We start from the raw sequence: 11,648 nt of genomic DNA, 5'->3' as shown, positions 1-11,648 counted from the left end.
ATCAAGCATAAACGGATATGCCGTCCTATAAGGGACGGCATCCGTTTCAGCGAGAAGTATATGCTTAGATTTTACACTTGTGCCTCTTACTTCAAACGTTCTACCAGCTCATCATATTTCGGGCTCTTCAGGAAGTTATCAATCGAGATATGCTCTGCCTGCGGATTGCTGGCAATCGCCCGGTCGGTAAGGGTCTTCTGGGTGACCACGATGTCCGCGTCCGCCGGAATTTCACTGACTGCAGAGTTCGTAACGGTGATGTTCACCCCTGCATTTTGCAGCTTCTTTCTCAGGACCGAGGCACCCATTGCACTGGAGCCCATTCCTGCGTCACAAGCGAAGACGATTTTGTGGACACTTGCTTTGTTGCGGATATTGGAAGCCACGGTTGCTGTAGCCGCAGCCTGAGCTGCCGTACCGGCGGATTTCATGTCTCTCATTCTGGCTTCTGCCGCTTCCAAATCCATCTCTTCTTGATCATTATTCTTGGAAGATCTCAGAAGCACAGCTGCAATCAGGAACGATACGATGGTAGCAACGACAACCCCGGCAATCATTGGAAGATATCCGCCCTTAGGCGTCATTGCGAAGTAAGCAAAGATACTGCCTGGTGAAGGAGAAGCTACCAGACCGGCGCCCAGCATCTGGAAGGTGAATGTACCGGACATTCCGCCGCCGATAACTGCCAGAATCAGACGCGGATTCATCAGGATGTAAGGGAAGTAGATCTCATGAATCCCGCCCAGGAAGTGAATGATAATGGCGCCTGGTGCGGAGGATTTGGCAGAGCCTTTGCCCGCCAGCCAGTATGCCAGCAGGATACCCAGACCAGGACCCGGATTCGATTCAAGCATGAACAGGATGGATTTGCCGATTCTCTGGGACTCTTCAAGCGCAATCGGTCCCAGTACCCCGTGGTTGATCGCATTGTTCAGGAACAGTACCTTGGCCGGCTCAATGATGATATTGATGAGCGGCAGCAGATTGTGGTTAACCAGGAACTCCACGCCATTTGAGAGGATGTTGGTCAGGCCTTGAACCAGCGGACCGACACCTTTCAAGGCTCCGAGAGTCAACGCGCCGCCGATGATGCCCAGCGAGAAGTTGTTGACCAGCATTTCGAACCCGGCTCTGATTTTGCCGTCCACTGCTTTGTCGAACTGCTTCAGCACCCAGGCAGCCAGCGGACCGACAATCATCGCACCCAGGAACATTGGAATGGTTGAGCCGACGATAACCCCCATGGTTACCAGTGCGCCGATGACAGCACCGCGTTTACCGTGAACCATCTGTCCGCCGGTGTAACCGATCAGTAGAGGAAGCAGGTAGTTAATGATTGGGCCTACCAGAGCTGCAAGGCTCTCATTGGGATACCAGCCCGTTGGAATGAATAATGCTGTAATCAATCCCCAAGCGATAAAAGCGCCGATATTCGGCATTACCATACCGCTGAGCATACGTCCGAATTGTTGAACCTTCACCCTTGCACCGCCGGATGAAGCTTGTTTCGTTGCCGTTGTGGCCATTTAAGATGCCCCCTTATTGTAATGAACGGGAACCTTCCGCACTGCATGCTGAAAGGTGTTTTCCCTTTGAACACATCGTAAATCAAAGCGCTTTCTTTGTCACCAAATTGAAAACACGGTTTCGGCATGAACGTTGTTGACAACATTTAAGAGCTCCTGCCAAGTGGCTTAAGTCCGGTATCCACCTTGCTCCAATCGGCCTACAAGCTTTCTCATAGGATGCACAAATTCACGTATAATATCATTTAAGGCTTAGAAGCGTACAAGAACGAACGGAATCTAGCTATGTACGGATGATGTAGTTTATATGGGCATATCTGCCCTCTGTCGGGGGCATGCGGCGAATTCAAGGGCATTAGTGCTCCTCATTTACTCCTTCGGCCCACTTTCTGCGAATTCAGGGTGCATTTCCAGAATAGTGGGGCTTTAGCGTAGGTGATGACTCAGGTTCTTTGCGGGGACCCCAAAACAAAAAAGCCGCCCCCTAAGCGGAGACAGCTATGCCATGCAGCAGCAGTTAAGCTATGATCAAATCATGTCCAGCGGAACCTTCCACGACGGCTGGGGAAAAGCATCGTCGAGCTGCCACAGCTCATCATCTGTGAATACAAGCTTGGCAGCAGCCGCATTCCCCTTCACATGCTCACGGGTGGCAGCCTTGGGAATAGCGATGACATCCCCGTCACGGAGGGTCCAGGCCAGCAGAACCTGCAGCGGAGTGACCTCATGATTCCGGGCAATCCGCTGCACGGCTTCATTCTCGGTCAGCCCTTTTCTCAGCGTTCCCGCCTGTGCCAGCGGAGAATAGGCCATGACAGGAATCTTATGCCCTCTCAGCCAAGGCAGCAGCTCATGCTCAATCCCTCTTGAGCCCAGATGATAGAGCACTTGATTCACTGCGCAGTGATTGCCGCCGGGGATGTGCAGCAGCTCCTGCATATCTGCCGTATCCAGATTGGATACGCCCCAGCGGGCGATTTTACCGGATGCAACCAGTGCCTCCATCCCCTCCACGGTCTCTTCCAGCGGAATATTGCCGCGCCAATGCAGCAGGTACAGGTCCAGATGGTCCGTGCCGAGCCGCTTCAGGCTGGCTTCGCAGCTGCTGATCAACTTAGTGCCGCCTGCATTATGCGGGTACACCTTGGATACCAGAAATACGCGGTCGCGGATACCCCGCAGCGCTTCACCAACTAACTCCTCAGAGCGGCCGTCCCCATACATCTCAGCCGTGTCAATCAGATTCATGCCCAGCTCCACGCCCTGGCGAAGCGCAGCAATCTCTTCTGCCCGCTTCGCCGGCTGGTCGCCAATCTGCCAGGTTCCCTGCCCCAGTCTGGGCAGCACTGCTCCGTCATTCAGACGGATACTCTCAGATACAGGTTTGCTCATAAGTGATAAGTCTCCTTATAAGAATAATGTTCTTAGTTACTATACTTACCATATCCGGGGCAACGAAACATCCGTTAAGTGTCCATACCGGGAACGTTTCAGCAGCCTCAGCCGATTAGCTTAAGGCCCGTTACGGCTCCCAGAATCAGTACAATACAAAGAATCCGCCGCAGATCACGCGCTTCCCCGTAGAACAACATGCCCATGATCGCCGCCCCAGATGCTCCAATCCCTGTCCAGATCGCATAAGCAATCCCCATAGGCAGACTCTCCATCGCCAGAGACAGCAGCAGGAAGCTTGCCCCGAAGCCTAGTATCAAAAGGCAGAAGGACTGCCAGTTGCGGTTCTTGTACAGCTTGCCAATCATGGCGACCCCGAACATTTCACATATTCCGGCAGCAATCAGCATCACCCATGCCATCTCAGTTCATCCCCTTTGCCTGTTCCGGTTCAGCCTGGGCGGGGGTAACCAGCTTCAAGCCGACAACGCCCGCCAGCAGCAGGCCAATCAGCAGCAGCTTCAGCGGCCGCAGCGGTTCACCGAACAGAATTCCGCCCGCCAGCACGGTGCCTGCTGTTCCAAGTCCGACAAATACAGCATAGACTGTCCCAACCGGCAGCCTGCCGCTAGCCCAGATGAGCGCGTAGAAACTGATGAGAATTGCAACTACCGTAACGGCCCATTCCCATGGTGCGGAGGCGTGCTTCAGCCCGATGACCCATATCACTTCAAAGCAGGCAGCGCCTGCAATCATGATCCAGCTCTTAGTGTTCTTCTTCATTTCTCCGTCCTCCTGTTTCATAAAATAAGCCCGGAAGGTTATCGTCATTACCTGACGATACCTCCCGGGCTTTTGTCCCTCCGTGTTACACGGAGTAGCTTCATCCGTGTGTTCTCTCTCGGACCAGGCCAGCGGTGAACCTGCTGCGGAACCCTAGAGAACTATTAACTACTTATGAATTTACATCGTATGTTAGCAAATCACGCCGCTAAAAGCAACCCTTGCTCCGCCGAAACACCCGAGGCAGAAGCCTGATACTCCTGCCTCCCCGCTTGGCTGATAAGTTCTACGCCTGCCCCGCCAGTCTGTTCAGCTCCTGCAGATCCGCCTCCAGATCCGCCTCGGTATACTTGCCCTGGCCGAAGCCGATCATGGCGCGCAGCGGCATATACTTCATCATGGCCAGCAGCATCTCCGGATTGTCGCCAAGCACATCCTCCAGCCCGAACACGCTGCTGAAGCTCTTCGCCTTCTCCTCGGTCAGCGGATTGGCGAGCAGATCACCGACTGTGGTGTTGCGGTGGAAGCGGCCGGACAGCTTCACGGTGGATTCTACCTCAAGCTGTGTGCTCAGACGGATGTCGCGTGAGGAAGATCCGGCAGAGATTGTGAACAGCCCGCTCTCTACATGCCAGTCAGCCAGCTTCACATTGTAGTAGGCAAAGGAACGCTTATCCAAAGTGAAGGTTACGATGCCTTCTTCCCCGGGCTGCAGCTCAATCTTAGCGAAGCCCTTCAGCTCCTGCAGCGGACGGATCACGCTGCTCTCCACATCGCTGACATAGAGCTGCACGACTTCCTTGCCTGCTCTGCTGCCGGTGTTCTTGACCGTGACCGACACCTGAACGGTATCTGTGTCCTGAATGCGGGTCTGATCCAGCAGCAGACCGCTGTATTCGAACTGCGTGTAGCTAAGGCCGAAGCCGAAGGGGAACAGCGGCTCTATTTCTTTTTTATCATAATAACGGTAGCCTACGAACAAGCCTTCCTTGTACTCCACCGTATCGCCTTCACCGGGGAAGTTCAGGAATGACGGATTGTCGCTCAGCTTCATCGGGAAGGTCTCCGCCAGCTTGCCGCTCGGGCTCACTTCGCCGAAGAGCAGGTCCGCAACCGCACCGCCAAAAGCTTGACCGCCCAGGTAGCCTTCAAGCACCGCCTTCGCCCTATGCAGCCAAGGCATCTCGACCGGTGCGCCGTTGCTCAGCACTACAATAATCTCGCTCTGCACCTCGGCCACCGCTTCAATCAGCGCCTTATGGCTCGCAGGCAGCAGCAAATGGCTACGGTCATAGCCCTCCGATTCGTAGCGGTCCGGCAGGCCGAGGAACAGCACCGCTGCATCCGCCTTGGCTGCTGTATCGCAGGCTTCGCGCAGCAGATCAGCATTGATGTCATCGCTCTCCAGCTCATAGCCCTGTGCGTACAGGAAGCTGGCTGCATCCCCGGCAACGGCCTGCAATTCGGCGAAGGCATCATCCATCCGGGATGGATTCACATGCGAGCTGCCCCCGCCCTGATAGCGCGGCTGCTTGGCGAATTCGCCGATCACGGCAATCCGGCCGCTCTTAGCAAGGGGCAGAATCCCGCCTTCGTTCTTCAGCAGCACCATGCTCTCCCGGGCTACTTCGCGTGCAAGCTGATGATGCTTATCTGCATCGAAGACTGCTTGCGGGTTGCGGTTTTCTACACTTTTGAAAATAAAGGCCAGCATCCGTTCTACCGCGAGATCCAGCGTCTCCATAGCCAATTCGCCGCTGTTCACAGCCGCTACAATCTTGGCATCTCCGATTCCAGCGCTTGACGGCATTTCCAGCTCCAGCCCTGCCGCCAGCGCCTTCACCCGCTCATTGACCGCTCCCCAGTCCGACACGACGAAGCCTTCGAAGCCCCAGTCCTCCCGCAGCACCTTGGTCAGCAGCTCGTAGCTCTCGGAAGCATACTCCCCGTTCACCTGATTATATGAGCACATCACACTCCACGGCTGGCTCTGCTTCACCGTGCCTTCGAAGCTGGCAAGATAAATCTCACGCAGCGTCCGTTCGTCAATAACAGCATCTACAGACATGCGGCGGTGCTCCTGATTATTGGCAGCATAATGCTTCAGAGAAGTGCCGACGCCCTGGCTCTGCACCCCCTTCACATGATTCGCAGCCATCTCTGAGGCCAGGAACGGGTCCTCCGAGAAATATTCAAAATTCCGGCCATTCAGCGGAGAGCGTTTGATATTATTGCCCGGTCCGAGCAAAACGGCGACATTCTCCACCTGGCATTCCGTTCCCAGCGCCTCGCCTACACGGAAGATCAGATCGCGGTCCCACGAGGAGGCCAGTCCGGCCGCTGACGGAAAACAGGTTGCCGGCACACTGTTATTCAATCCCAGATGATCTGCGTCACCCTGCTGCTTGCGGAGCCCGTGGGGTCCGTCCGTTACCATGACTGAGGGAATGCCCAGACGCTCAATGCCTTTGGTGTTCCAGAAATCCAGCCCGGAGCAGAGTCCGGCCTTCTCTTCCAGTGTCATTTGTGAGATGAGCTTCCGAATCCCGGTTATGTCCTTTGCCATTATATAGCCTCCTATGAATACGGTTTCTTGACTCCATTCTATACGACTGTTCCGGCTAATTATGGTACTCTCTTTCGATCTTTGGTATTCTAAGTATACTAATTAAGGGGGCGGCCCATGGCGAAGCTAACTGGGAATGACGATAATATACAGTACATCTGCAAGCTGATCTACGAAGCTTACCGGGTCCCGGTCTTGTGGCTGAATGAAGGGGCTGTGCCCCGTCTAGCCCTGGCACAGGCTGCCTTGGAACGCCCTTCCATTCAGGGAACGGGCGGCCTGCCGGTTGAGGTGATGGAGCTTGTCCATGTGCGTCGAGGAGCGCAGGGCGGTTCTATCAGCTTGGATTCGGACGGGCCGCTTAGAGAGGCGGCGGACGGAACGGCTGCTCCGGCCGCGCCATCGTTACCGCATCTGCACACAACCGGCTTCCTGGAGAGTTTCATTATTCTCCGGCTTCCCGGTACAGGCGGGGCCATCGTCACCGGCCCGGCGCTGAACGCACCTGTTACCGGTGATAACGCAGCCAGCCTGCTGCGCGACCACAACATCCCGCCCGGGCAGCAGGCAAGCTGGCTGGAGTACTACGGCAGCCTGCCTGTGATCAGCCGGAAGCGCTGGTATCATGCGGCGCTGCTGCTCTACACGCTAGTCACCGGGCAGGCGTTGTCCGTAACGAAGCTGCTGCTGGCGGCGGATACGCTGACGGAACCGCTGCATCCGGCAGACGACAGCCCGGATCTGGATTTGTCCTACCGCCGCGAGCATACGTGGCTGCACCACGACCCCATGCAGGAACGCGAAATGTTCCGCCATATTACGAACGGGGACAAGGCGGGGCTGCTGCGGACCCATGCTTCTTTTGCCGAGGAGAGCTACGGAAGGTTGTCCCGGAAAAGCGAGCTGCGCAGCAAAAAAAACCTGGCCGTCTCCTCCATCACCCTGGCTACCCGCGCAGCAATTGAAGGCGGGCTGTTCTGGGAGATCGCCTATACGCTCAGCGACTTCCATATCCAGCATATTGAAGAACTTCGCGATATTCCTGCGGTGGACCGGGCCATGCTGGCCGCGCTCTGCGACTTCGCCGATCAGGTAGCGGGCAGCCGCAGCGCAAGACATTCGCGAATCTCCGACCGGTGCCGGAATTTTATTTTCAATCATCTGTATGAAGAACTTCCGCTCAGCAGGCTGGCTCAATACGCCGGACTGAATGCCAGTTATCTGTCCCAGCTGTTCAAAAAAGAAACCGGCACCGCCATCAGCGACTACATTCAGCAGCAGCGGATTGAAGAAGCCAAGCGTCTAATCGAGCTGCCCGGCATTACGCTGTCGGACATCGCTACCCGTCTGCATTTTAACGACCAGAGCTATTTTACCAAGGTATTCAAGAAGTATACCGGTCTCACCCCGAGACAATTCAAGCAGCATTCCAAATAGTTTCCATAATTATGGTATGATTCTGCTATGACGGCAATCCTACATTTGGTTAAAGGAGAGGTTCTGCATGATGGGAAGCTTACTATTCGCAGGAGCAGTTATATTCGTTGCGGTAATGGGTATTAATCGCAGCAATCGTAATGCCCGGTATAAAAATTATGGCAATAGAACCCGCTCTCACTCGGGGGATCATTATTTCATCACAGGTACCGGAGCCGATGCGGGCAGCTACAACGAAAACAGCCCGCACAAAATCCATCCAGGCACGGACGGGCACAGCGGCGCCAGCCATCATCAGGGTCATCACCACGGGAATCATTCACATGATCATCATCACGGCAGCCACGGGGGCTGGGACAGCGGAGGCCACGGCAGCCATGGAGGCGGCGATTTCGGAGGCGGCGGAGATTCCGGCGGTGGAGATTCTGGTGGCGGCGGTGGTGGTGACTGACGGTTAGAATTATAGTGCCTCCCGGACTGCCAGGAAGCGGCAGCATGGGAGGCTTTTGTGGTGAAATGGATTACGGGGAACGTTTACAGAAGCTAAATTATTATGTAGGCTAACGTAAGTAGTAAAGAGCGGCGCTCAACATCTAAAACCAGTTACTATTAGTACGAAATCAGGTGCACTTATGCCCCTCATTCGCTCATCCCGCCGGTACATCCCGGGTTAGGCTGTTACTAAGAATGGCCGATAAACTCTTGCTGCTCGGCATGGACTCTCCGGGACGGAGAGATTAGAGACTGTAGGCTGAGGGCCAGCAGGAACGCCATACAGAACAGCATGAAGGAGATGCCAAAGATCAGTCTGGCGCCGGTATACAGATACAGCCATCCGAAAAAAACATAAGACACCATATTGGTCGCCAGTGGCCCCCCTTCAAATACGGAACCGACACGGCCCAGCAGGTGCTCTGGAACGTAAGTCATTAACAAGGTTGACAGCGTGATGCTCAGCAGGGATATTCCGATCCCGATAACGACGCGGCTGAGCAGCATAGACCAAGAGCCGAAGGACAGCGTAAGCAGCAGTAGTCCAACGGTCATGACCCCTGCTCCCCAAATGTTGATGTGAATGTAATTCTTGAATCTTGCCCCGAGCAGGTTCAGGCCGAGCGCTCCCCCGAACATGCCAATGCCGCCGGCGGTGCTGGCCCAGGCCAAGTAATTCTGGTCTAAATGCAACTCGTTCACCACAAAATAAATGTTCAACAGATTGATAGCCCCGGTGCACACCCCCATAACTGACAGCATAATAAATAACCGTTTGGTGAGCGGAGAAGAGAGAATATACCGGAAGCCCTCCAGTACATCCATCCAAAAAGAGGTTGCAGGAGCGGGATCTGAGAGATCCGCCAAGGGGGTACGTCTAGCCTTTAAATTCAGAATGCACAGGCTGCCCAGGATAAAGCAAAAGCCGTCCGCAACCAACGAAGTGGAGGCTCCCCACCATTGGTAGACAAACGCTCCAATAGCAGGCCCGGCAAGACTGATTAACGTATCTATCGTCTTCACCGAAGAACTGGCTGTTCCGTAATCTTCATGATCCACGGCTGTGACCGTCAATTTACTGATGGCGGGCTGGAAAAATTGTTGGACCGTGCAGGTAAAGGCCAACATAACCAGCAACAGAGGAACCTGCTCGAACCATATTAATCCGGCTAGCACAAACGACATTAAGGCCCGGATGACGAGCGTCGCCTGCAGCACTTTCTTAGGATCCCGGCGGTCTACCCATGTTCCGGCCAGAGGGGCCATGATGAAGACAGGAAGCATCTGGGCAAACAGAAGAGCCGTCCGGTAAAAGACGGCTTGATCCGCCTCTGCAAATATCCAAAACAGGATGGCCCAATTGCGGATCTCATCGCCTACAGAGGATAAAGTCTGCGTGCACCATAAGCGGCGAAATACGCCGTTCTTCAGCATGCTCCACAAGGAAAGGCCCCCTCTCTTCCGGTATTTTCACCCTAGGAAATCAGCAATTGATGCCTATAGAAATGGTCGTACACCCGGCCGATCCATTCTTCCCGTTCTTTCTCGCTTGCGGCAAAGGGGTTCTCCAAGGACAGGTGATGGACAACCGTCTGGAAGTTGTCTCCACTCTCCATTTGCTGAAGAATCGCAATACTTAAATGATCCATGCTCATAATCCGGACATAGCGCCCGTGGCCTTCCAGAGCGGATGCATGCTCCAGCACCAGTACAATCCAGTCCTCCTGTCCTTCCACCAGCTGAAGATCAGCAGGCAGAGGGCTGTGCAGCTTCAGCTCAGGGATGGAGTAATGCGGCTGCATCATTCTCACAGGCTTCATATCAGCCTTGTCCGCAGTAGCTGTATTCTGCCGCATAAGCTCCATTACCGCCTGCTCATAAGACAGGAAGTCCTTGAGAATCAGCCCGGCTTCCGGTGCAAGTCCTTGGATCAGCTCATCGAGCATGACCGCGAGTTCTGCTTCTTGCGGCATGGCATCAGGCATAACCAGCCTGGCAGAGATGAACTCGATCGTACGGGTGTAGGAAACTCCAGCCAGATGGTTCAGGTAGTACAAGGTGTGGAAGAAAGAATGGGCCAGCGGATAATAGAGTTTTCTAATTCTGTGCAGGGCGGTTGTATCCACAGCATGTAAGGTGTAATAGTTGCTGAAAATTTGCGGGTAGCTGGCAATCCATTTTTTCTCAATGGCAGATAGCTGGAAGTCACTGTTCATATCATTGCCGCCCCAGAGCTGGTCATCCAGAATTAGACTGTCCTTCTCCGCCTCATACAATTGGGTTCCGGGAAAAAGAGATAATTGATGCAGCTGCACATCCGCTATTCCAATAGAGAGCAGCCGGATGATCATATCCAGAGTCTGATTGAGATCCTCTTCCGTTTCTTCCGGAAATCCCGTAATAAAGGAGACGGTACATGACAGACCCGACTGGTGCAGCTCCCGGAGCAGCTCATAGGCCTGATTCAAATTAAGTTTTTTGCCGATTGTCTGCTGGATGGATTGGCTGCCGCTCTCAATTCCGAAGAATACACCGTTACATCCGGCCTGCATCATAACCTCGAAGAGTTCTTGATTGACATGGTCGGTACGGGAGGAACAGCTCCAGGTGAAGGACTCGCTGCAATCCAGCAGCTCCTGGCAGAATTGTCTGACAAACTTCTGATTCACCGTGAAATTATCATGCGTTAAGCTGAAATGGGTAATTCCCCACTGCTCCCGGATGTACCGCATTTCTGCAATGATCCGCGCCGGACTTTTAGTTCTGTATTTTCGCGAGAAAAAGGTTGAAGTGCTGCAAAAGCTGCAATGAAAGGGACAGCCGCGTCCTGCCTCAATCGGGAAAAACCGGGTCTCAGCGGTAGTGAAATAGGCGGTAAGATCCTCTATTAAGTGGAAAGCAGGAAAAGGCGTATCATCCAGATTCCTCAGGATCGCCCGCGGCGGATTGGTGTGGACGGTTCCCTCTGCGCGATAACACAAGCCATCTACTCCATGAAGAGGCTGGCCGGACTCCAGGGCGGTAATCAGCTCCGGCAGCGTCAGTTCACCTTCTCCAATCACGATATAGTCTATAGACGGGAACCAGGTTAATGTCTCTTCGGCTACAAAGCTTGCATGGGGGCCGCCAAAAATGATGATTCTGTCCGGGTCCAGCCGCTTGCATTCCTCTGCAATCCTCAGTGCGATAGAATAATTGCCGCACATCGCCGTGAACCCGAGAACTCTGGATGGCTTACGGATGATGAGTTGTGCAATATCGTGAAGAGCGGCTTCATCAAAATGGCTGGTGCCTGAATAACGCAGAGCCAGGTCTGTGAGGCAGACCGCATAGCCCGCGTCAATAAGAGCAGCACCCAGCACCAGCAGGTTGAGCGGAGGGTCAACGGTATCCACGGTTGCATTGTAGGGCGGACATATCAGTTGGATCATGTTCAAATCACCTCCCGTAAG

9 protein-coding genes and 1 riboswitch are annotated in these 11,648 nt (G+C 54.2%); of the genes, 2 read left to right on the top strand and 7 right to left on the bottom strand.

Features of this window, described 5'->3' with window-relative positions; all coding sequences use genetic code 11:
* Window positions 1-86: 86 nt before the first annotated feature.
* The 5 genes from NSS83_RS27970 to NSS83_RS27950 all read right to left on the bottom strand — a co-directional run bounded on the left by NSS83_RS27970 (window position 87) and on the right by NSS83_RS27950 (window position 6,267).
* A complete protein-coding gene (locus NSS83_RS27970) occupies window positions 87-1,526 on the bottom strand; it encodes a PTS mannitol transporter subunit IICBA (RefSeq protein WP_341346945.1) in 1,440 nt (479 codons plus the stop codon).
* A gap of 528 nt (window positions 1,527-2,054) precedes the next feature.
* Window positions 2,055-2,918, bottom strand: a complete 864-nt coding sequence (locus tag NSS83_RS27965) for an aldo/keto reductase (RefSeq protein ID WP_341346944.1) — start codon at window positions 2,916-2,918, stop codon at window positions 2,055-2,057.
* 107 nt (window positions 2,919-3,025) lie between these two features.
* The gene (locus NSS83_RS27960) at window positions 3,026-3,340 is read right to left on the bottom strand and encodes a multidrug efflux SMR transporter (protein ID WP_341187639.1); all 315 of its coding nucleotides are present in this window, start codon (window positions 3,338-3,340) and stop codon (window positions 3,026-3,028) included.
* A gap of 1 nt (window position 3,341) precedes the next feature.
* On the bottom strand, window positions 3,342-3,701 hold the full coding sequence (locus NSS83_RS27955; protein WP_341187638.1) for a multidrug efflux SMR transporter: 360 nt from the start codon (window positions 3,699-3,701) through the stop codon (window positions 3,342-3,344).
* 59 nt (window positions 3,702-3,760) lie between these two features.
* Window positions 3,761-3,869: riboswitch (guanidine-I (ykkC/yxkD leader) on the bottom strand.
* A gap of 118 nt (window positions 3,870-3,987) precedes the next feature.
* Entirely contained in the window at window positions 3,988-6,267 is a 2,280-nt protein-coding gene (locus tag NSS83_RS27950; protein ID WP_341187637.1) for a glycoside hydrolase family 3 C-terminal domain-containing protein, read from the bottom strand.
* A 117-nt stretch (window positions 6,268-6,384) separates the two neighbouring features.
* Here NSS83_RS27950 and NSS83_RS27945 point away from each other — a divergent pair, with 117 nt between their 5' ends.
* A complete protein-coding gene (locus NSS83_RS27945) occupies window positions 6,385-7,704 on the top strand; it encodes a helix-turn-helix domain-containing protein (protein ID WP_341346943.1) in 1,320 nt (439 codons plus the stop codon).
* A gap of 218 nt (window positions 7,705-7,922) precedes the next feature.
* Window positions 7,923-8,162, top strand: coding sequence for a hypothetical protein (locus NSS83_RS27940; protein ID WP_341346942.1), 240 nt, complete (start codon window positions 7,923-7,925; stop codon window positions 8,160-8,162).
* A gap of 223 nt (window positions 8,163-8,385) precedes the next feature.
* Here NSS83_RS27940 and NSS83_RS27935 read toward each other — a convergent pair whose 3' ends face one another.
* Window positions 8,386-9,630: an MFS transporter gene (locus tag NSS83_RS27935; protein ID WP_341348774.1), complete on the bottom strand. Its 1,245-nt coding sequence runs from the start codon at window positions 9,628-9,630 to the stop codon at window positions 8,386-8,388.
* Window positions 9,631-9,671: 41 nt separating this feature from the next.
* A complete protein-coding gene (locus NSS83_RS27930) occupies window positions 9,672-11,627 on the bottom strand; it encodes a radical SAM protein (protein WP_341346941.1) in 1,956 nt (651 codons plus the stop codon).
* Between the last annotated feature and the right edge of the window lie 21 nt (window positions 11,628-11,648).

Source organism: Paenibacillus sp. FSL H3-0469, from assembly GCF_038051945.1.
GTDB lineage: Bacteria > Bacillota > Bacilli > Paenibacillales > Paenibacillaceae > Paenibacillus_AQ.
This window is presented reverse-complemented; position numbering and strand designations above follow the sequence as displayed.

Excerpts from the sequence above, each read along its gene's own strand:
- NSS83_RS27935 (WP_341348774.1), bottom strand. The coding sequence starts at position 9,630 with ATGCTGAAGAACGGCGTATTTCGCCGCTTATGGTGCACGCAGACTTTA.
- NSS83_RS27960 (WP_341187639.1), bottom strand. The coding sequence starts at position 3,340 with ATGGCATGGGTGATGCTGATTGCTGCCGGAATATGTGAAATGTTCGGG.
- NSS83_RS27950 (WP_341187637.1), bottom strand. The coding sequence starts at position 6,267 with ATGGCAAAGGACATAACCGGGATTCGGAAGCTCATCTCACAAATGACA.
- NSS83_RS27945 (WP_341346943.1), top strand. The coding sequence starts at position 6,385 with ATGGCGAAGCTAACTGGGAATGACGATAATATACAGTACATCTGCAAG.
- NSS83_RS27940 (WP_341346942.1), top strand. The coding sequence starts at position 7,923 with ATGCGGGCAGCTACAACGAAAACAGCCCGCACAAAATCCATCCAGGCA.
- NSS83_RS27965 (WP_341346944.1), bottom strand. The coding sequence starts at position 2,918 with ATGAGCAAACCTGTATCTGAGAGTATCCGTCTGAATGACGGAGCAGTG.
- NSS83_RS27930 (WP_341346941.1), bottom strand. The coding sequence starts at position 11,627 with ATGATCCAACTGATATGTCCGCCCTACAATGCAACCGTGGATACCGTT.
- NSS83_RS27955 (WP_341187638.1), bottom strand. The coding sequence starts at position 3,701 with ATGAAGAAGAACACTAAGAGCTGGATCATGATTGCAGGCGCTGCCTGC.
- NSS83_RS27970 (WP_341346945.1), bottom strand. The coding sequence starts at position 1,526 with ATGGCCACAACGGCAACGAAACAAGCTTCATCCGGCGGTGCAAGGGTG.